General features: G+C 43.8%; 18 protein-coding genes. 14 read left to right on the top strand and 4 right to left on the bottom strand.

Annotation, left to right across the window (positions count from 1 at the left end):
• Positions 1-62: 62 nt before the first annotated feature.
• On the bottom strand, positions 63-614 hold the full coding sequence (locus tag K2225_RS11080) for a DICT sensory domain-containing protein (protein WP_220584790.1): 552 nt from the start codon (positions 612-614) through the stop codon (positions 63-65).
• A gap of 268 nt (positions 615-882) precedes the next feature.
• On the opposite strand from K2225_RS11080, the gene K2225_RS11075 reads away from it, so the two are divergent.
• From K2225_RS11075 to K2225_RS11030, 10 genes are all read left to right on the top strand, one after another.
• Complete coding sequence (locus K2225_RS11075; RefSeq protein WP_220584789.1) at positions 883-2157, top strand: hypothetical protein; 1275 nt, start codon at positions 883-885, stop codon at positions 2155-2157.
• 368 nt (positions 2158-2525) lie between these two features.
• Entirely contained in the window at positions 2526-2897 is a 372-nt protein-coding gene (locus tag K2225_RS11070; RefSeq protein ID WP_220584788.1) for a CidA/LrgA family protein, read from the top strand.
• The gene (locus K2225_RS11065; RefSeq protein WP_220584787.1) at positions 2890-3579 is read left to right on the top strand and encodes an LrgB family protein; all 690 of its coding nucleotides are present in this window, start codon (positions 2890-2892) and stop codon (positions 3577-3579) included. The genes K2225_RS11070 and K2225_RS11065 overlap by 8 nt, the downstream gene beginning before the upstream one ends.
• Before the next feature lie 272 nt (positions 3580-3851).
• Positions 3852-5363, top strand: coding sequence for a malate:quinone oxidoreductase (locus tag K2225_RS11060; RefSeq protein WP_220584786.1), 1512 nt, complete (start codon positions 3852-3854; stop codon positions 5361-5363).
• Between the two features lie 272 nt (positions 5364-5635).
• Positions 5636-6040, top strand: coding sequence for a VOC family protein (locus tag K2225_RS11055; RefSeq protein WP_220584785.1), 405 nt, complete (start codon positions 5636-5638; stop codon positions 6038-6040).
• A 161-nt stretch (positions 6041-6201) separates the two neighbouring features.
• Positions 6202-7464 (top strand): MFS transporter, encoded by a 1263-nt coding sequence (locus K2225_RS11050; RefSeq protein WP_220584784.1) that lies wholly within the window; start codon positions 6202-6204, stop codon positions 7462-7464.
• Entirely contained in the window at positions 7418-8038 is a 621-nt protein-coding gene (locus tag K2225_RS11045; protein ID WP_220584783.1) for a TetR/AcrR family transcriptional regulator, read from the top strand. Before K2225_RS11050 ends, K2225_RS11045 begins: the two co-directional genes overlap by 47 nt.
• 86 nt (positions 8039-8124) lie before the next feature.
• Positions 8125-9111 (top strand): aldo/keto reductase, encoded by a 987-nt coding sequence (locus K2225_RS11040; RefSeq protein WP_220584782.1) that lies wholly within the window; start codon positions 8125-8127, stop codon positions 9109-9111.
• A gap of 398 nt (positions 9112-9509) precedes the next feature.
• A complete protein-coding gene (locus K2225_RS11035) occupies positions 9510-11348 on the top strand; it encodes a cell wall-binding repeat-containing protein (RefSeq protein ID WP_220584781.1) in 1839 nt (612 codons plus the stop codon).
• 184 nt (positions 11349-11532) lie between these two features.
• Complete coding sequence (locus K2225_RS11030; protein ID WP_220584780.1) at positions 11533-13530, top strand: acyltransferase family protein; 1998 nt, start codon at positions 11533-11535, stop codon at positions 13528-13530.
• Positions 13531-13732: 202 nt separating this feature from the next.
• On the opposite strand, the gene K2225_RS11025 is transcribed toward K2225_RS11030, so the two are convergent.
• From K2225_RS11025 to ahpC, 3 genes are all read right to left on the bottom strand, one after another.
• The gene (locus tag K2225_RS11025; protein WP_220584779.1) at positions 13733-15610 is read right to left on the bottom strand and encodes an LTA synthase family protein; all 1878 of its coding nucleotides are present in this window, start codon (positions 15608-15610) and stop codon (positions 13733-13735) included.
• Positions 15611-15997: 387 nt separating this feature from the next.
• Positions 15998-17533, bottom strand: a complete 1536-nt coding sequence (gene ahpF / locus K2225_RS11020; RefSeq protein ID WP_220584778.1) for an alkyl hydroperoxide reductase subunit F — start codon at positions 17531-17533, stop codon at positions 15998-16000.
• Between the two features lie 14 nt (positions 17534-17547).
• A complete protein-coding gene (ahpC, locus tag K2225_RS11015; protein WP_146814671.1) occupies positions 17548-18111 on the bottom strand; it encodes an alkyl hydroperoxide reductase subunit C in 564 nt (187 codons plus the stop codon).
• A gap of 344 nt (positions 18112-18455) precedes the next feature.
• On the opposite strand from ahpC, the gene K2225_RS11010 reads away from it, so the two are divergent.
• From K2225_RS11010 to K2225_RS10995, 4 genes are all read left to right on the top strand, one after another.
• Entirely contained in the window at positions 18456-18638 is a 183-nt protein-coding gene (locus K2225_RS11010) for a hypothetical protein (protein ID WP_220584777.1), read from the top strand.
• A 256-nt stretch (positions 18639-18894) separates the two neighbouring features.
• Positions 18895-19725: a PRD domain-containing protein gene (locus K2225_RS11005; RefSeq protein ID WP_220584776.1), complete on the top strand. Its 831-nt coding sequence runs from the start codon at positions 18895-18897 to the stop codon at positions 19723-19725.
• 206 nt (positions 19726-19931) lie between these two features.
• On the top strand, positions 19932-21305 hold the full coding sequence (locus K2225_RS11000; protein ID WP_220584775.1) for a sucrose-specific PTS transporter subunit IIBC: 1374 nt from the start codon (positions 19932-19934) through the stop codon (positions 21303-21305).
• Positions 21306-21411: 106 nt separating this feature from the next.
• The gene (locus K2225_RS10995; RefSeq protein ID WP_220584774.1) at positions 21412-22368 is read left to right on the top strand and encodes an aminoimidazole riboside kinase; all 957 of its coding nucleotides are present in this window, start codon (positions 21412-21414) and stop codon (positions 22366-22368) included.
• Positions 22369-22370: the final 2 nt, after the last annotated feature.

The raw sequence follows: 22370 nt of genomic DNA, 5'->3' as shown, positions 1-22370 counted from the left end.
TAGGTGTTCATCTCCTTAAATAAAATAAAGAGGGGAGATGCCTTCCCCCCTCAAGAAATCTTTTAAGCAAGTTCTGTGATGGGCTTCGTATGGTTTTCCAATAAGCTGGACGCATGGTTAATGACTTTGGGGCTGGAAGATTTGGCTCCTCTAAAATTACGTCCTTCCTCCACTTCGTGCACTCCGAATCCGTCCAAATCATAAGCAACCATCATGGATTTAAAGTTTGGAGCGTCGATGACAAGAAACCATTCTCTGATTAATTCACTGTTCGGTGGAAGGGCTATGTAATGGATACCGTCATTTGGATCCACAGGTGCATCCTCTTCGCCAAATATGTACACATTGGAGTATTCGGTCATCGCCTGGAAACGTTCAATCACATTTTTTGCACGAGAAAACTTTTGAAATCCGGCGTAAACATTCCCTTTCAACTTTTTCATCAAGACCATATTTTCCATCATCAAGCACATGTACTCCAGCTGGGGGACTTTAGATTCGAATTTAATTGATCCTGCCTGCAACTGGGTAAGGTTTGCATTTCCAAGGTTTTGCGTTTCTCCTTCTACAGCTCCAAAGCATTCTTTAAATAGAGATAAATTTTGTATTCTCATGTGAATATCCTCCTAGTAGAAAAGGTTTGTTTTATTTTTAATTCCAAGTGAATTGAACTTAATTTTAGGTCTTCTGATGGATAACTTATACCCTATAAAATAAGAGGTAAACTTTATATTGGAATAATTATTTTTCTAAGGTGGGGAGCTGGAAAAGAGACCTGTACTGATGCCAATAAGACTGCCTTGAGCGCTCATAAAATGGGGAAGGTGTTTTACATGCCGCATCCATACTCACATATATTGATTAATAAAGGGGTGACACCTTATGGGCAAAAAAGAAGGCGAAGGGAGTATCTTCAAACGTTTCCTGCCCCCGACAGCCACCATGGTTCAGTTAGCAGCACCCAAACCCAAGAAAGCCTTATTAAGTGCAGATCTTGATGGGGATGGAGTTCTAGAGGTCGCAGGCATCTACTACTGGCGTGGTGAAAACTATCTCATGATTCTGAAGCAAGGACCAGTTGGATGGTACGTAGCTGATACGAAAAAAGGTAAAGGGTATGGGGTCATGTCCTTAGGGGCGGCTCCACTAAAAAACAGAAACGAATACAACATCCTTGTCGGTTGGCAAGTAGGATCAATTTGGGCAGACCTCAGCGTTTACCAATGGGAAAATGGAGGGTTTAGAGATTTAGTTAAAGGTAATCAATACTTCAGTATGATTGATGTGGAGGACATGGATCCCGGTCCAGAAGGAGACGGACTTTACGAAATCGCTCTATGGAATCATGATACCGGTTTGGCTTTCATTGTAGAGGTTTTCCGTTTAGGTCGTGAAGGGTTTGAGAGGGCGAGAGACGTGTATCCCTCTTATTTTAAAAAGGTGGAACAGTATTACAGCGCCCTTTTAAGAGAATATGATTCTTCTACGTATTGGTATTATTTAGCTGATGCCCAAATAAAGTTAGGACGTAAATCGGAAGCTCACAAGTCTATTGCTCGTGCTTTAGCATTTGAATACCCCTATCCTTCAAGGGATGAACTCATGAATATAAAAAGGAGTCTTTGTGAGTATGAACCTTTTTCCAATAAAAAGGGAATCGATTTTTCTTCGCTCACCTATGTTTGTTCAGAAACAGAAAGGGATCTAAAATTGGAAGCTGCCATTGAAGGGGAATATAATTTCAAACTATCTGAAGAAAACATCAGATATTATTATAATAGAATCGATTTGAATAACGATGGGGTTCAAGAGGTTTTCGTTTTTTTAGTTGGTCCATTGGTCTGTGGAACGGGTGGATGCAGTGCTGTCATTCTTAAAGAACAAGAGGGTGCCTATCAAATACTTTCTCGATTCTCCCTTGTTAGGAACCCTGTCATTGTGTCCAATACAACGACTAAGGGCTATAGGGATCTGATTATGTATGTGGCTGGAGGGGGAATGGAAGACTTTTTCGCTCAGGTCAAGTTTGATGGTAAAACCTATCCTCTGAACCCATCTGTCCAGCCGAAAGTCACACCGGGAAATAAAGTGGAAGGGGTAGCTATTGTGGCCGACGACTTGGCGAAGAGCAAAGGGATTCAATTGAAGGTAGAGTGAAAAATAAAAAGTGCCTGCTCCCCATTAAGGGAACAGGCACTTTTTATCGGTCATTCAAAACCGCTGGGCTTGGGTCGAGTTTCCCACTTCTTCTGATACAATCACCGGCTCATCATTATTGTAGAAAATTTCAAACCCACCATACGGGCGGAATGTCGCGCACATATCTTGAAAAGATAATTACGAAATAATATAGAAGAATATTACTATATCGTCCATAATCTAAAGTTCATGTCATGAAAAAATGTCCCTACGCTTTCTGCCGTAAGAACAGTAAGCATAAAAAGCAGGATTTTTGTATGCTCTTTAGATTCCTATATAATAAAAGAATAAAACTTCCATATCACCACTAGAAAGAAGGATCACACGTGTCAAAAGCAGTCGCTATCATTGTACAAATTGCAGGGTTATATATCATTTACCTGCTCGGAACACTCATACAAAATACATTCAACTTATTCATCCCGGGCAGTGTCATCGGTCTGGTAATCTTGTTTGCGTTCCTGTCTCTCAAACTTGTTCCCGAAAATTGGTTTAAACAGGGCGTAGGGTTCATGATCAAACACCTCCCGTTCTTTTTCATACCCGCAACTGTCGGGGTTATGAGCTATGCGTATGTTTTTGAAGGAAAAGGGGTTTTGTTAGTTTTCATCGGCCTATTGAGTACGGCCTTGGTGATGGGGATTTCAGGGGTAGTTGCCCAATGGATGGCAAGAAGGAGGGAGGCTGCTCATGAATAGTCTTCTTCTGGCTTCGGCTGTTATCTTCATGACGATTCTTATCTATCAAGGGGCATTGTTCGTTTATCGCAGATTCCGCCGCATCTATACGGCCCCGATCATTCTGTCGACCGTAACCATCATCATTCTTTTACTGGTGTTCGGTCTTTCCTATGATACGTATATGCTTGGCGGCAGGTGGATCGATCACTTGCTTGGGCCTGCAGTCGTTGCGCTTGCTTTCCCGCTTTACCAGTACCGTGATCTTTTGAAAAAGATGCTTCTGCCAATTTTAGTAGGAACTTCAGTGGGCGCGTTTATTGGTGTGACTTCTGGACTTTTGCTCAGCAAGTGGGCGGGATTCAGTGAGTTGATCATCCACTCGATTGTTCCGAAATCGGTGACCACACCTGTCGCGATGTCGATTGCGGAATCAAGCGGTGGCGTCATGCCGCTCGCGGCTGTCTTTGTCATGATTGCTGGAATAGGCGGGGTGCTGATTCACCCTGTGGTCATGCGCTTTTCCCGTTTGACCCATCCGCTTGGAAAAGGGGTCGGCATGGGGAGTGCCTCCCATGCAATCGGAACAGCGACATCAATGGAGCGGGATCCACTTGAAGGTTCTGTCAGTACGATTGCGATGGTGTTGAGTGCCGTTATTGTATCCGTACTGGCTCCTGGATTAACGTTATTGTTTATGTGAAAAAAGTGTCTGCCTCTCTTAAGAGCGCAGACACTTTTTTATTATTTCATCCAGATAAAAGTCTGATCTCAAGGTACTGAGAAAAAACATCACAGTGCTGAACCCTCCTCCCCTTATTTGAATAGGCTGATGGTGCGATGTTTTCTTTCCCTCAGGAAAGTGTCCCTGGCGAAACCGCAAACGGAAGGGCTTCCAAATATTTTAATTTTTCGATAATAGTGATACACTGAACATAGATAAAAATATCTGATAATAGGGAGAATGAAAGGGAAATGAGCAAAAAATACTCGAAGACAGATGTGATTTTAATTGGTGCAGGGATCATGAGTGCGACATTGGGATCTTTGCTTAAAGAATTGGTGCCGGACTGGAACATTCGCGTGTTTGAAAGGCTTGGAAGTGCAGGAGAAGAAAGTTCTAATGTATGGAACAATGCAGGTACAGGCCATGCAGCCCTTTGTGAGCTGAACTACACGAACGAAAATCCTGACGGTACAATCGATATGTCAAAAGCCATTAAAGTGAATGAACAGTTTCAAGTCTCGAAGCAATTTTGGTCTTATCTCGTAAAAAACAACCGGATCAGTAGCCCGAATGACTTTATCATGCCTTTGCCGCATATGAGTTTTGTGCAGGGGGAAAACAATGTTGATTTCTTGAGAAAGCGCTTTAAAACAATGGTTACGAACCCGTTGTTTAAAGACATGGAGTTTTCGGATGATCCAGACAAACTGGAAGATTGGATTCCGCTTATTATGAAGAACCGGACAATCACAGAACCAATCGCCGCAACGAAGATTGATGCGGGGACGGACGTAAACTTCGGGTCATTGACGCGGAAGATGTTCGATCACTTGGAAAAAGAAAACCTTGAGATCAACTATAAACACAGCGTTGAAGATATCAAGCGTGCAGAAGACGGATCGTGGGAAGTGAAAGTGCGCGATCTCCAAAACAACAAGATAGAATTTCATAAGTCCAACTTTGTCTTCATCGGGGGCGGTGGAGGAAGCTTGCACTTGCTTCAGAAAACAGGCATTCCCGAATCCAAACAGATTGGTGGATTCCCTGTCAGTGGTTTGTTTATGGTGTGCAACAATCCGGAGGTCATTTCCGAACACCGTGCGAAAGTGTATGGAAAGGCCAAAGTCGGCGCCCCACCGATGTCGGTGCCCCACCTGGACACTCGTTTCATTGACGGCAAAGAGAGCTTACTTTTTGGACCGTTTGCCGGTTTCTCGCCTAAATTTTTGAAAACCGGATCGCTGCTTGATTTGATTACCTCCGTCCAAAAGGATAACTTAGCTACAATGGTAGCGGCAGGAGTGAAGAACGCTTCCTTGACGAAGTATCTGATCGAGCAGGTCATCCAATCCAAAGAAAAACGACTGGAAGAATTGCGTGAATTCATCCCTACGGCTAAAGCAGAGGACTGGGATCTCGTCACTGCAGGCCAACGGGTGCAGGTCATCAAGGATACGGAAGGCGGTGGGAAAGGAACCCTTCAATTCGGAACGGAAGTCGTCAGTTCCGCAGATGGATCCATCGCCGCCTTACTTGGTGCCTCTCCAGGAGCATCGACAGCTGTTTCCGTCATGCTTGAGCTGATGGGAAGGTGTTTCCCAGAGCAGGTGAAAGAATGGGAACCGAAGATTAAAGAAATGATTCCTTCGTATGGGAAAGATTTAGTTGAAAATCCAGAATTGATCCGTGAAATTCATGCGACAACAGAAGAAACGCTGGGGTTGACGGAGGAGCAGGAAGAGAGTCCTGTGAATATTTAAGCGTAGTGAAAAGTGCCTTTTTCCACACAGGTGGAAGGGCGCTTTTTTTGTCTTATTGGTTAATATGTTCCTTAACTCGAGATCAATGTCCTCTAACGCTGCTTTAACGTCCTCTAACAAGAAGTCAATGTCCTTCTTCTTATTCAGTCCAAAGTTGTACAAGGATTTCATTCTTTCCTCTAATGGGCTATTCTTCTAAATCAATTACAATTGGTTTAAAAGAGGTCTGCGGTTCCTGTAACAAGTGCGTCTATACAAATAGGAGGAGATGAATGAAGTTTCCAAGATTTGAAGCATCACAAATAAGAATAGCGAGACCGACCGATCAATTTGAAAAGGTGATTGATTTTTATGAGTCCGGACTTGGTTTAGAAAGACTGACAGACTTCGCAGGTCACAGGGGGTATGAGGGAGTAGTTTATGGATTGCCCGGTCTTCCCTACCATCTCGAGTTTACTAGGCATGAAGCCGGCAGCCCCTGCCCTGCGCCGACTAAAGATAATTTGCTCGTTTTTTATATAGAAAAGCAGAGCGAGGTGATGGAGGTAACAGAAAGGCTTCGTCAGATGGGATATAAAGAAGTGGAATCTGAGAATCCATATTGGGAAGAAAAGGGTGTGACGATAGAAGATCCTGATGGTTGGAGAGTCGTTTTGATGAATACGAAAGGGATTTGAACCAGACCTGATAAAGCGTGGAGGTAATCATTTTGCCTTCATGCTTTTTTATGGGCAATTTCACTCTTTATAAAAAAACAGTTGCAAAACGACACTAGTGTCGATATAATAAATCTAACAAAACGACACCGGTGTCGTTTAAAATGAGAGGGGTCCAACCAATGGAACGTTTATGGAAGAACAAAGGGTATATGACCTTGATGACCGCACAAGCCATCTCGAGCATCGGCGATTGGCTCAGTATCGTCGCGATTATCACGCTTGTCGGGTTGAAATGGGATGCATCACCGCTTGAAGTGTCGTTTATCTTTTTGTGTTTGGCTGTGCCGATGGCTTTGTTCGGACCGGTTGCCGGCATGGTAGCTGACCGCTTCAGCCGTAAAACGCTCATGATTGTCTCTGATATCATAAGGGCGGTTTTGATCCTTATTTTGACGGTCGCGACATCGCTTTGGATGGTTTATGCAACGCTGCTTACAGTCGGGATCTTCTCCGCTGTCTTCATCCCTGCGAAAAACGGGAAGTTGAAGGAAGTCGTACCGGAGGAAGATATGAAAGGGGCGATGTCGATTACCTCGATGATTGACTCATCGACGAAAATCCTCGGACCGCTCGTTAGTGGGTTGCTTGTCACGGTTTTCGGTGCTCAGCAAGTATTCATCATCGACTCGGCAACGTTCCTCGTCTCTGCGGTCATCCTTTTGTTTGTTCCAAATGCGCTCCCTCTTGAAACGACCGAAGAAGAAAAAGAGGAAGGGTCGTTCAAGGAAGAGTTCATGCTCGGCTTCTCTTTTCTAAAATCGAGCCGTTTTATGATGACGGGTTTAATTCTCGTTGGGATCAGCCTACTGATTCTCCAATCAGCTGATTCCCAGCTTATTGTCTTAATTCGTGAACTGACGTACGCGTCTCCTGATCTGTTCGGTTATCTTGTGACGGGTTCTGGACTTGGGATGTTCTTAGCGGGCTTTTTGTTAGCAAAGAAAACAGATTATAAAGCCTACCCCCTCATGCTTCTTGGGGTCTGTGGAATTGGAGCGAGTTTTGGGATTATGGGGATGCTTACCTTTTATGACCTCCACTATTCGATCCTTTGGGGACCGGGTCTCGGATTCACCGCGGGTTTCTCGGCAAGTCTGATATTTGTTCCATTCCAGGCGACCGTCCAGGTGAACACCCCTGTCCATATGACCGGGCGCGTATTTGGAGTCATCAACAGTGTCATGACGACAGCGACAATCATCGGTCCCCTCGTCGGAGGCTGGATAGCAACAATGATCGGTGTCATTCCGACGTTTACGATTACGGCTAGTCTCCTTGTTTTGGTATCCGTCATCGGATTTATTACAAAGCGAAAAGTGGAAGGAGGAAAGGGGCATGTCACCACGAGTGAGCAAGGAACACCTGAAGCAACGACGAGCTGACATTCTAGAAGCAGCGAGGCAGGTTTTCATCGAGCATGGTTACGAGCATACGACAATGAAGCATGTCATGGAGGCGGCTGGCGTCAGCCGTGGTGGGCTCTATCAATATTTCTCAAATAAGGAAGACCTATTTGAAGCTTTGCTTGAAGAAGGACTTACGGAAGAAGCGGAAGCGACAGAAGATTCTCTGGAAAAAGTAGAATCTTACTGGAGTTTGCTTATGCAGCTTTTGTTCGGAGAAGACGGAAGTCCTGATACAGAGATGGATCCACTCGCACCAAGTAAGCTGGAATTTTTCATTACGGGACGAAATGATGAACGAAGACGTGCGTATGGGGAAAAACGGTATGAGATGGGGCTGCGAATTTATGATGACCTTATTAAAAAGGGGCAAAAATCAGGTGAGTTCAGTGACCGCTACGACAGCGAACTTGTAGCCCGGTCGATCATCACTTTTATCGACGGTCTTGCGCTCGATCATGCAATTTTACCGGAGGAGAAAGTGAAGCTGAAGGAGCAGTCCGCTTTGTTCGTAGATTACTTGAAAATGGCATTGGATGTACCTTCCTCCTGATGAGGGGGGTGTCCTTATGATCATGTTTGGTAGACCTAATAGTTGGATATACAACTATTATGATTCGATCAAAGGAGGAAAAGCACATGAAATCACTGGAGGATGCTTTGAAACATAAAGTTGGACTTGGCACAGCACCTTTAGGAAACATGTTCAGGGATGTTCCTGAAGAAGAAGCCCGTGAAACGATTCAAACTGCGTGGAATCAGGGTGTCCGTTATTTTGACACCGCCCCTTTTTATGGTGCAGGTTTAGCTGAAATGCGTGTCGGTGACGTGTTATCGAAATACAACCGGGATGACTATGTGTTAAGCACAAAAGTAGGTCGTTATATGACGGAGGAGACAGAAGAAAACGAAGGGCTATTTGAACATGGCCGTAACAATAAAGTGATTACCGATTATACAGAAGATGCAACGAAGAGATCGATCGAGCAAAGTCTTGAACGTCTGAAAACGGACCGTTTAGATATGGTCTTCGTACATGACGTTTCTCCTGACTTCCACGGAGATGAATGGGTCGCTAAATTTGAAGAAGCTAGAACCGGAGCTTTCCGTGTGTTGTCCCGTCTTCGTGAAGAAGGAGTCATCCGCTCATGGGGCCTTGGTGTCAACACGACAGAACCGATCGAACTTGCGATGGAGCTTGAGGAGACAAAGCCGGATGTCTGCTTATCCGCAACGCAATATACGCTTCTGCAGCACGACCGCGCGCTGCAGCGTATGATGACAATGGCAGAAGAGAAGGATGTAGACATCGTTGTCGGCAGCCCTTATAACTCCGGCGTTTTGTTGGGCGGCGATCATTACAACTATGAAAAAGCCGGAGCGGAGATCATTGGTAGAGTCAATCAATTGAAAGAGATTGGTGAAAAGTACAATGTTCCGTTAAAAGCAGCTGCACTCCAATTTACAACAGCTCATCCAGCGGTGAAATCGGTCATCCCTGGCTCAACGCGCCCAGATCGGATCAAGGAAGATTTGGAGATGATCCAACGGGAAATTCCGAAAGCTTTTTGGGATGAACTTGTGGAAAGAGGTTTTGTGTCAGCGCATGCGCCTCTGCCAATATAACCAGAAAAAGTAACATCAGAACATGGAAGACGGCTCCCTCAAAAGTTGTGACCGCAAGCCTTTAGGGAGAGAATATAGCCGAGGAAAAACCCTTTTAAAGATAGATGAAGATTCAATAAAAGAGATGCATATTTTTATCCAAGCACCTTTTCCTGCCTTTTAGGGAAAAGGTGCTTTTGTTATTATATTCCCTCTCAATGTAATGGACGAAATCTGGCTCTACACACTTGTTAACAGATACTATTCCCTTGCCTCGGATGATGATTTAAGAGCATTCTAAATTTTAGATTCATAGTAATTTTTTAGGATTGTAATAGTATAAATGTCTGAGTTAACCTTCCATTTTTATGTAGAAATGGTAGTATAATAGATGTGTATATTTGCTCAGGAGGGGTATGATGAAAAAAATAACCGGATTTTTACTGACACTAACACTCGTGTTTAGTTTATTTCCATACCAGGCGTTTGCTGCGGTTGGAGACTCTGTAACACTATCAGCCAATGATAATTATCCATGTGCGGAAAGTGATGCAGAGGTAACATGCAGTGATATTAATGAGATGTTAACTGAGAGCGCTTTAGAACGGGGCATCCCGCCGGAAGTAGCCAAAGCTGTTGCATTTTCGGAATCTACTTGGAAGCAATGGGTAGATGAAGATCAAACGGAACCGAACCTCCAAGACGATGGTGGTATTGGCATCATGCAAGTCACCGATAAGGGGTATGATGAAGAAAAATTGAAGAACGATATTCAGTACAACATTAACGTTGGGCTCGATATCTTGAATGATAAGTGGAACCTTGGTGTCCGTGGTGTGATTCCAACGGTCAATGATAACTCCAAAGATACGATTGAACATTGGTACTTTGCGGTGCTTGCCTATAATGGAGTGAAAGAAGTGAACAGTCCGATTAGGCGTAAGGACGGAGAAGTAAATGAGTCCGCTTATCAGGAGAAAGTGTTTGACTCTATTAAGGAATATAATAATGGTCTGGGATTAGAGTCCCTTCCTTTAGAAAAAAACGACTTTACATATGACCCGAATGACGATGATTCCGATTTAAACTTCAACCAAATGCACTACCAGGTCTCGGCTCCTCTAACAGAGTCAAGGCAGATGTATGAAGTTGAAGATAAAGCTTTGACGATCGAAGGAACGTGGCTGAGAGATACGAAGAATGGGCAAGGTGGAGAAAAGCTTGATCAACGTGAAGTCGTAGAAATTAAAGATGCAACCATTTTTTATGATACTTCTGATCAATCACCGGGACGTCAGTGGGTTCGTTATCACGTGAAACTTGATGACGGACGCGAAGGTTTTGTCGCTTCCGGTGCAATAGAGCCCGTGACTTCACGCTTAAAAGGTGAAACACGAATTGAAACAGCTATCGATATTTCTGAGAAGGGCTGGCAGAATGGTGCTGATACAGTCGTGTTGGCCAAGGCCTTCGATTTTCCAGATGCGCTGGCCGGTGCTCCTTTAGCCTATAAGTATAATGCACCTATCCTTTTGACGCGAACGGGTTCATTGGATGCGTCAACAAAAGAAGAGATTGAGAGACTTCATGCCGATCGTGTGATTATTCTTGGCAGCGAAGCGGCTGTAAGCAAGACTGTAGAAGATGAATTAACAATGATGAATTTGGATACTGTGACGCGGATCGGCGGAAAAGATCGCTATGAAACGGCTCAATTGATTGCAGATAAGCTCGGGTCCGATAAAGGCGAGGTCGTGTTGACGACAGGTCTGAATTATCCGGATGCACTGGCGGTTGCTCCATATGCGGCCCGTCAAGGTATTCCTATTCTATTGACCCGTCCTCAAGCTGCTCCTGCCGCAACGAAAGCTGCCCTTAAGGACCAATCCCACGTATATGTGATTGGTGGGGATGATGTGGTGAGTAATGCTGTCCTTAAAGAATTCAATGGCAAAGTGGACCGAATTTCAGGTCCTACACGGTTTGAAACGGCGGCTGACATCATCGATACCTTTGACCTTGGTGATCAACAGGCGCTTGTTGCAACAGGATACAATTATGCCGATGCTCTAACTGGCTCGGTGCTAGCTGCGAAGAAAAACGCACCGCTTCTGTTAGTGAGAGAAGAAAGTTTACCTGCCGCAATGGAGCAGTCGATTCATGCGAGAAAGATTCACAATTATATTCTTCTTGGAGGATCTGACGTTGTCGATGTGGCTGATCCATTGGCGCAATTAGCTCAGAACATTTTGAAATAATGACAAAGAACCGGGGGTCGACTCCGGTTCTTTTTTGTTGAATAGAAACTGATCACTGGGCAATAAAATGTAAATTCATTCTAAAAAACTAGTCAGAAAAGCACGAATCTAGTAAATCCATGTTAAGATTGTTCAAGGTACATAAAGAACGCAGGGGCAGTTCCCATAGAAGGAGTGTGTACAATTGAACGATTTACGAGCACCTGAAAAAAGATTTCGGCCAGAAATCGAAGGAGTAAGGGCAATTGCAGCACTGTTAGTGGCCATTTACCATATTTGGTTAGGGTCGGTATCAGGCGGAGTGGATGTCTTTTTCATCGTTTCCGGGTACTTAATTACGACTTCTTTGCTGTCGAAGATGGTGAAAGAAGGACGAATCCATATTGGAGAATATTTATTAGGACTTGGCAGAAGACTTTTTCCTGTAGCGTTTACGGTAATTTTATTCATACTGGTTGGGTCCATTTGGATTATGCCTGAAGCCCAGTGGAAACAGATTATTGCGGAAGGTTTTTCGTCAGCTCTCTATTTTCAAAATTGGCAGCTGGCATTCAGCTCAGTGGATTACTTAGCACAAAATAATCAGGCCAGCCCTTTTCAACACTTTTGGGCATTGTCCATTCAAGGTCAGTTTTATATCACATGGCCACTGGTAATTATGCTTGCCTATTACATAGCAAAGAAGCTTTTGAAGACACCTGTTAGAAAAACATTACTCGGGGTACTCGTTGTGATGTTTATGCTGTCATTTGCGTATTCGATTTACAAAACAGCCGTTAATCAGCCGTGGGCATACTTTGATACTTTTGCTAGAGTTTGGGAATTCAGCCTTGGCGGAATGTTGGCGCTTTTGATTCCTTATCTTTCTTTCAAAAAGACTGGATCTATGGTGATGGGCTGGCTGGGACTTGCGATTATCGTGTTCACTGGGATGGTATTACCAGTATCGAGTGTTTTTCCTGGTTATGTAGCCCTCTTGCCAACAACCGGGGTTATTCTGGTAATTATTTCAGCCGAGAACAGTGGCGGTTTTGGGGTGGATCGATTCCTCGGATCGAAGCTGCTGCTTAAATTCGGTGGTATATCCTATGGGTTTTATTTGTGGCACTGGCCTTTGCTTATTTTTTATTATACCTACTTTGACACTGATGAAATTTCGGCGCTTGCGGGAATTAGCATTATTTTGATTACCTGTGTGCTCGCTTACCTTTCTGTTCATTTCATTGAAACCCCTGTTCGAAGCTTGAGTGTAAAAACGTCCAAGAAGCAGATCGGTACGGCTTTGATGGTATGTATGATTCCGGTCCTTGCTGTCAATTTAAGTTGGGATGTCTACAGCAGTCAAGTTCAAAGTAAATCGTATGAGATAGAGGATTATCCGGGAGCTCGTGCGATCTCTGATAACGTACAACCAGCTGCTGGAAAGGAGCCATTCCCATCAACCATACAAGTGCAGGAAGAATTGCCAGCCTTTTACGACACGCGCGACTGCTTCACTTATACAAGCGAACGAGGCATGAAAACTTGCTCACGCGGTGAAACTGAAAATCCAGATTATACGATTGCCCTAGTAGGAGGTTCACATTCTGGTCACTGGTTCCCAGCGTTAAATGAAATATCTGATGACTTGAATTTGCAGATCAATATTTATAACAAGGATGCGTGCCGCTTTTCTGCGGATGATTTTGATGGACTATTAAATGAAACGTGTATGGAGTGGAATGAAGAAGTCTTAAATGACTTATTGGACAACCCTCCTGATGTTGTATTTACCACGTCCACAGTGAATAGTGAACCTAATGTTCCTGAAGGTTACATTAAACAGTGGGAGAAACTCGAGGGCATAACCGAAATCTTCGCCGTCCGTGACAATCCGCGAATGGAGGAAGACACCCCCCTTTGTGTGGATGAAAATGAGGATATTGAAGATTGTGCCGTCCCAAGAAATGAGGCACTGTCAGAAGAAGTGCCATGGGAGAACACGGATGGAATCCCGGATCATGTGACATTTGCTGATTTATCCAAATACTTTTGTGATGATGATCTATGCAAACCAGTTATAGGCAATGTGATCGTCTATCGTGATCAACATCACCTGAGTACGTTATATTCAAAAACTCTCGCTCCAGCTGTCGAAGAGCACTTGCAAAAGGTATTAGAAAAAGTGGATCAAAAGTCATGAATAGTAAACAAGACAGGTGGGTTTCCACCTGTCTTTTTGTATAGAAGAAGAGGAAAGCTCCAGATCCTTTATTATAGTATGGGGAGGAGGGTAGATTTCGACGGCTGCCGCTTTATTTTTTAAGTTTCTTTTTCTTTAAGAAGAAGGAATTTGTTATTTTGCATATAATAATCCCCCTCCTGCATAAGAGGAGGGGGATCAATTATTTCAAACTTTCAAAGTAGGCGTCAGACCACTGTAGAAGTTTTAGAATATCTTTACGTTCATCTGCAAAGTGGGAAGAAGGGTTCTCAAACTCATTCTCAATCCTCTTATTGGAAGTTAAATCAAGAATGCGTTCATCAAAGCGACTGTTCTTAGCGATAAAGAATGTATCCTTATTAAAAAACGAGCTAGTAGGTACATAATATCGCATTCCTAAAAGGTTATCGGAATAATGCCAGAGATTATGACCGAAGTAAATCGTATTTGGCTCAACCCCTAACAGGTTAAGGAGTGTCGGCATCATATCAATCTGTCCGCCGATGTGGTCTACGACTCCTGAGACTTCTTTTTCCCCTGGTACACTCACGATGAATGGAATGTTGAAACGGTTTAACAACGAATATCGTTCGCCAATAAAGTCTTTTAGCAGGTCTTGATCTTCACTTTTCAGTAATTTCCCATGTAAGCCAGAATGGTCGCCATAAAGAGCAATCACAGACGTATCCCATAACCCTGCCTCTTTCAGATCTTGAAAGAAATCACCAAGTACTTGATCTGCATAATGGACCGATTGCAAGTAATTCCCTGTCAATGTTCCTTGATACTCTTTGGGTAGATTGAGCCCTTCCTTTTCTTCTGGCATTTCAAATGGAGTATGGCTCGTTAAGCTCAGAACGTGAGCATAGAAATTTTCATGACTAGAAGAGATTTCTTTTATAGCGTCCATAGACCTTTCGTAAAACAAACCATCCGATGGGCCAAAGCCAATGGTGTCTTTCTCTCCATAGAATTCTTTTGCATAATAGTCATCAAACCCAAGGGCAGGGTACAACTCGTCCCGATTCCAGTAGGTGACATCATCGGCATGCATGGTTACAGAGTGATACCCTTCGTTTCCCAACATACGTGGTAGGGAAGGAAGATCCATGCCGCCAACCTGCTCCGTAGTTGCTTGATTTCCAAGTGGATAAAGAGACGTGTTCATTAAAAATTCCGCATCTGATGTATTCCCTGAACCAATTTGTTGATAGACATCGGAAAAGTATAGACTATCATCAAGCCACTGATTAATTGTCGGGGTGACTTCTTGTCCATTGATGGATTTTCCAATGACAAAATCCTGAAGAGATTCGATTTGAATTACAATAAGGTTGCGATCTTTAGCAATGCCAAAATTCTCATGTTCGTTCATCGGTACATAATCATTGCCTTTAAGCTCCTGAATACGTTTGAGTGTTACATTTTGCTCTTCGCCGGTAAAGGCTAGAGCCGTCTCACTTTTAGAATTTTCATGGTAATATTGCACAAATTGTGTTTGGAAAAACCCATTTTCCTTAGCAAATAAGGCATTGTCCAAAACAGCTTCGTCTTTGTTCATTTGGAAATTGACAATCGTTACAATCAAACTCCCCACAAGTACGCCTGTCATAGTAAGTTTCGAGGTCTTGATCGAAGGATAAGACCACCTTCTGGTGAAGAACCATAGCAAAACAAGGATGAGAAAATCTACAAAGAAAACAAGATCTGTCTTCTCAAAGAGGATCCACATGCTTTCGTTCACACTGCCGACCTGATTCAATTGAGATAGGTCATAATATGTAGGGATTGTGCCAAAATACCTTTCATAAATAAGCATTCCTACAAACAATGCGGATAACAGTAAATCCAAAAAAATATATAGAACAAGTTTTCCACGTTTGAAAATTAATTCAAACATAGAGATAACGATAAGGACAAGGCTCATTTCAAACCAGAAGCTTGCAAATGGGTTGAAATCGTAAAGAAGCCAGTACCTTAGAAGAATGAATTTCAATGTAAGGACAACAGTAAAAAAGAAGAAGTAACTCTTTAATAATCTTTTTAATGATTCTTTCATATTTGACACACCTCAACACTAGTTTATCTAAATGTTAAGTTTATGTAAATATTTTGTAAAGTTTATTGCACAGAAGGATGACATTAAAAGGTTATTATAGTTGTCTAAGTGAAAAGTAATGGAGGGAAGTAGAACTGAATGTGCTTGAGTACAAAAATCGAAATGACGGTGTAGGATGAAGGTGGATACTCTATAGAAGAACATTGACGATTTTAGGGGAGGTAAACGGGATTTCTATAGACCTAAGTGAGCTGTGGTGTTGTTTTAAGCATTGATCAGCAACTTTATGCCATGAATCTCCCAAAAAACTTTCTCAATTAAAAAAGTGAAGTGAAAATTATGCCATATAAAAGAGGTATAGGGAATCCTATACCTCTTCGATTTGTATTAGTTACGAATCAAGTAATCAAACGCACCAAGTGCTGCATTCGCACCATCACCCATAGAGATGATGATCTGGTTGTGCGGGCTGTCGGTGACGTCACCAGCAGCAAACAATCCTGGCACATTTGTTGCCCCCCGTTTGTCTGTGATGATTTCACCGATCCGGTTCATTTCAACAGATTCGTCCATCCATTCAGTGTTTGGTACAAGTCCGATTTGGACGAAGACACCTTCAAGGTCGATGTGTTGCTCTTCGCCAGATTCACGGTCGATATAAGTGATTCCGTTCACATGATCATCACCGGTGATTTCTTTAGTTTGGGCATTGGTTTTCACTTCCGCGTTCGGAAGGCTCTTCAAGCGTTCTTGAAGAACTTCATCTGCTTTCAATGTGTCGGCGAATTCAAGCACGGTTACGTTTTGAACGATCCCGGCAAGGTCGATCGCTGCTTCGACACCAGAGTTTCCGCCACCGATGACAGCTACATCTTTGCCTTCAAACAATGGTCCGTCACAGTGTGGACAGTAGGCAACACCCTTGTTCTTGTACTCGTCCTCACCAGGGACGCCGAGCTGACGCCAGCGTGCGCCTGTAGAGATGATGACGGTTTTACTTTTCAGAACACCGCCGTTTTCGAGTTCAAGTTCAAACAGATCGTCATCGTTTTTCTGCAAGTTTTTCGCACGTTGAAGGTTCATGATATCGATCTCATAATCTTTGACGTGTTCTTCGAGGCTTGCTGCGAACTTCGGTCCTTCTGTGCTCTTCACACTGATGAAGTTTTCAATTGTCATCGTATCAAGGACTTGTCCACCGAATCGTTCTGCAACGATGCCGGTACGGATGCCTTTACGTGCAGAGTAAATCGCTGCACTTGCGCCTGCAGGTCCACCACCGATCACGAGAACGTCATAAGGATCACGGTTTGTGAACTCTTCTGGAGAGGGACCTTCACTGATTTTCGCAACGATTTCTTCAAGTGTCGTGCGTCCACCACTGAAGAATTCTCCATTAAGATGTACAGAAGGAACGGCCATGATGTTTTTCTGTTCCGCTTCCTCTTTAAACGCTGCACCATCAATCATCGTGTGCGTAATGTTCGGGTTCAGCACGCTCATGATATTCAGGGCCTGAACAACATCCGGGCAATTGTGGCAGCTCAAGCTGACAAACGTTTCAAAATGAAACTCACCAGAGATGTTTTTGATTTGGTCGATCATCGTATCATCGATTTTCGGAGCTCTACCGCTCACTTGCAGCAAAGCAAGAACCAAGGACGTGAATTCATGACCAAGCGGAACGCCGGCAAACGTGACACCTGTTTCTTCTTGAGGACGGTTCACACTGAAGCTTGGTGTGCGTTTTAATTCTGTGTTTTGTGCTGTGATTTTCGGTGACATGGATGCAAGCTCATCCGTGAGAGCCAGCATGTCACGGGAGACTTTATCGTCTCCCGCGCTGACTTTCAGTTCGATGTCACCTTCTAAAAGCTTTAGATACTCTTCTAATTGTGCTTTTATTTGTGCATCGAGAACCATTTATATTCCACTCCTTAAATTTTGCCGACTAGGTCAAGGCTTGGTGTTAGTGTTTCTTCGCCTTCTTCCCATTTTGCTGGGCAAACTTCGCCAGGGTTGTTGCGTACGTATTGAGCAGCTTTGATTTTACCGATAAGGCTGCTTGCATCGCGGCCGATTCCGCCAGCGTTGATTTCTACAGTTTGAATAACGCCATCTGGGTCGATGATGAATGTACCACGCTCAGCAAGTCCATCTTCTTCGTTCAGTACGTCGAATTGACGGGAGATCTGCTGAGAAGGGTCACCGATCATGGAATAAGTGATTTTGTTGATTTTTTCAGAAGCATCGTGCCAGCCTTTGTGTACGAAGTGAGTATCTGTGGAAACAGAGTAAACTTCAGCACCTAGTTCTTTTAGTGCGTCATAGTTGTTTTGTAGGTCTTCAAGTTCTGTTGGGCAAACGAAAGAGAAGTCTGCAGGGTAGAAGCAAACAACGCTCCATTGTCCTTTAAAGTTTTGTTCTGAAACGTCAACGAAATCACCGTTTTTGAATGCTTTCGCCTGGAATGGTTGTACTTCTTTACCGATTAGAGCCATAGTAGAATTCCTCCTGTAAAGTATGTTTGGTTAGCTGCTGGATTGTTGCAGCTTTTTATAATAATTCTAATTCAGTAGCTATTATTATATAAAATCGAGTATTTGTCAACAAAGACAAAAATTTGTCGAAAATTGATTCTCAGCTAACTGAACGAGAATGATTATACAAAAATTCTCACGTTTTCTAGTGTAACAAGAAAAAGGGAAAGGGTTTAGTAATTAGCCTTCCCGATTTTCGTTTATTATAGAATCATATGGAGGGAATTATTTCATGAAGGTCGTGTGGGGTTTTGTTGTTCGTAAGGTGTTTTCTCATCTACATCCTCTTTCTTAGGTATTCGCTTATGATGTATAGTGCCCCAAGAGTCAAAGTGACTACGGCTATTAAACTCACCCAATCAGGTACTTCCATCTTTATTAGAGTGATCCACCCGATAAGCACCCCTCCTACTGTTAGTGAAATGGAAACAATGATTAAAGCGATTACCCCGACATTTTTGGACGGTGGAAACATTGATTTTCTGTAACGCCACAACAAAAATCCTAGAATACATGTAATGATCAGTCCTATTCCTTGACTCAACCGGTACGCCCTCTTTCTTCGTTTTTTCTCTAATTTCTGTGTTGTTTCTCATTACCCTCTAAGTAAGAGGGGGAGAGCATCATTTAGAAATTTTTTACTAACAGACATTCCTTCATGCGATTCCGACCGATTCCATTGTCATAGAAGGCTCTCTTCGTGGTAATATTGAAGGAGTAACCATTCGAGCGGAGGAGCTTACTATGCGCATTTTTAGAATCCTGAACAACAACGCGGTCGTTGTTTACGATGGTCCCCAGGAAAAGATCGTGATGGGGAAGGGCATCGCTTTTCAAAAGAAGCGGAACGACATTGTGCCGAAACATAAAATCGAGAAGATATTCCTCTTACGTGATCAATCCTCAGAGAAATTCCAGCAGCTATTATCCACATTGCCGGAAAAGCATATTGAAGTAGCCGAGCGAATCATCAGTCATGCGGAAGGGTATTTGGAAGCACCGTTGAACGACCATATCCATATCGCGCTCACCGATCACTTATCGTTTGCTTTGGAACGACTGGAGCAAGGGTTCCCGATACAAAATAAGTTAACGAATGAAATTAAGTTCCTATATAAGAAGGAGTTCGAAGTCGGGATGTGGGCGAAAGAAGAGATCAAGCGCGAGCTTGGGGTCGATGTCCCGATGGATGAGGTCGCTCACATCGCTCTTCACGTTCATACCGCTAAGATGGACACGCCGTCGATGAGTGAATCATTGCAGACGGCTACCATTTTGCGTGATTTTGTTGAGCAGGTCGAAGCGATTGTTGGGCTTACCATCGAAGAGACGAGCATCAATTATCAACGCTTGATCACCCACCTTCGCTTTGCATTGAATCGTGTGGAAGAGGGAAGCAACTTCGAACCGATCGATGAAGATATGTTGGAGCTGATACAGACGAAATATAAGGAAGCTTATGAGACATCAGAGAAGGTGGCGGGCTATTTAAAGGAAGAGTATGGCATTGATTTTCCAGATTCCGAAATCGCCTACATTGCTTTACATATCCAGCGGCTCTTAAATGTAAATTAATTTTACAAAGGGATTGACGATAGCGTTTTCAGTGGTTAAAATGAAATTGTTCAAAGTTAAATAATGCAGGATTGTTACTGGTAAAGCAGGCAAGACCTAAAATGTGTAGAGTTGGCTAGGTGACTCGTGTATGCGAATGACCTACCCACACTGTGCGCGTTTTAGGTCTTTTTTATTTTTTAAAAAAATAACAAGGAGGAAACATCATGAATCATAAAGAAGTAGCTGAACAATTGGTTCCTTTGCTCGGCGGCAAAGATAATGTTGTCAGTGCCACTCACTGTGCCACTCGTTTACGTCTCGTCATTGATGATGAGAGTCAAATTGATAAAGCAGCCATTGAAGAACTCGATGGTGTCAAAGGAGCGTTCTCAAGCTCTGGTCAATTCCAAATCATTTTCGGAACAGGAACGGTCAACAAAGTGTTCACCCACTTTGGGCCGATGGTAGGAGCTTCGGTTGAAGAAGAGGAAAATGATAAGTCCGTTTCTCACAAGGATGCGGCCAAAAGTAAAATGAACCCACTGGCGCGTTTTGCCCGGACGCTATCGAACATTTTCGTTCCAATTATCCCCGCGATCGTTGCTGCGGGTATGCTGATGGGTCTGCTTGGCCTGATGAACACATACAACTGGGTTGATCCTGAAAGTGGAATGTTCGTCATGCTGGATATGTTCTCCTCTGCCTCGTTCATCATTCTGCCGATCTTAATCGGTTTTAGTGCTGCGAAGGAATTTGGAGGAAACGCGTATTTAGGTGCTGTTATCGGTGGAATTATGACCCACCCGAATCTTTTGAACCCGTGGGGACTTTCCGATGCTCAGCCGGAAACACTCGACTTTCTAGGCTTTGGAGTTGAAATGCTTGGGTATCAGGGAACGGTTATCCCTGTTCTATTGACAGTTTATGTGATGGCGAAAATGGAACAAGCCTTCCGTAAAGTTGTTCCGAATGCCATTGATCTATTGCTTACACCGTTCTTAACGGTTATTTTCACAGGTTTTGTTGCTTTGCTTGTCGTAGGTCCGCTTGGTCGTACGCTTGGTAATGGCCTCACTTCCGTACTTGGCGTTGTGTATGATACAGCTGGACCGATTGCCGGGCTGATTTTCGGTGGATTGTACTCCACAATTGTATTGACAGGTGTCCATCACAGCTTCCACGCTATTGAAGCGGAACTATTGAACGTCGGTGGTAACTACTTGCTTCCTATTTGGGCGATGGCGAACGTTGCTCAAGGTGGAGCGACGATTGCGGTCTTCTTCAAGACGAAAAACAAGAAAACGAAAGAAATCGCTCTTCCAGCAGGAATTTCTGCTTTCCTTGGAATTACGGAACCTGCGATTTTCGGTGTGAACTTGAAATACCGTCGTCCGTTCATCGGAGCGGCGATCGGTGGTGCACTGGGTGGCGCGTACGTCGTGTTCACAAAAGTGATGGCGAACGGAATCGGTCTGACCGGTTTACCGATGTTCGCAATTGCACAGGATCCGATCAACTACGGTATTGGTTGCCTAATCGCGATCGGTGGTTCGATCATTGCGACATTGCTGCTTGGTTGGAACGAAGATACCAAATAATAGTGACGAATCCTTACTAGTCTTCGGGCTGGTAGGGATTTGTTTTGTATAGGTGAATGGAAGATAATAAAGGTAATCATGAATGAATTTTAGAGGAGGATGAACGATGAAAAAAGGTATCATCTCGCTTGGGGAAGCGTTGATTGATTTTATCCCGTTGGATCAAGACAATACGAACTATCAAAAAAGTCCAGGCGGGGCGCCGGCGAACGTTTCCGTTGGAGTAGCCAGACTTGGAGCCACGTCTACATTTTTAGGGAAAGTAGGCGATGACGTGCTCGGCCGCTTTATGAAAAAAACGCTCACCGATTACGGAGTGCAGACACACAGCATGTTCTTGACGCCAAATGTTAGGACGGGCGTAGTTTTTGTAACCAATGCTGAGGACGGAGAACGGAGCTTTGACTTTTACATCAATCCGAGTGCCGACCAGTTTCTTGAAGCAGGGGAGATCGACCCGTCAGATTTCGAAAATCATAAAGTCCTTCACTTCGGTTCCATCTCAATGATTGGTGAGACCGTCAAAGAGGCGACACGCCATGCGGTTTCTTTGGCGAAGGAAAAAGGGATGATCATTTCTTATGACCCGAATTTACGTCTGCCGCTTTGGGACTCCGAGCAACAGGCGCGGGAAACGATTCAGTCGATGCTTTCTGAAGCAGACCTCTTAAAAATATCGGAGGAAGAGTTGGAATTCATCACAGGCGAAACGGACATTGAGCGCGGGCTTGGGAAGCTTGCGGCTTATGACATCCCTTTGACACTAATTACAATGGGCGGAGAAGGTAATTATGTGTGTACGTCTGATGGAATGCAACATGTGCCTGCCATGAAAGTGAAAGCGGTCGATACGACTGGAGCTGGTGATGCTTTTGTTTCGGGCATGTTGTTTTCCTTGAATGAATACGAAGGGGATATCCGTGCCATCACGCTTCCGGAGGCGGTGAAAATGGCAGAATTCGCAAGTGTATCCGGAGCGCTTGCGGCATCGACGAAAGGTGCGATGACCGCCCTTCCGACACGGGACGAAGTGATCAAGCATCTTGAAGGGGCAGGCGAGTAACC

It is taken from the genome of Halobacillus sp. Nhm2S1 (assembly GCF_019599545.1).
In the GTDB taxonomy this organism is placed as follows: domain Bacteria; phylum Bacillota; class Bacilli; order Bacillales; family Halobacillaceae; genus Halobacillus.
The sequence above is the reverse complement of the archived record's forward strand: the minus strand, read 5'-3'. Positions and strand labels throughout refer to the sequence as shown.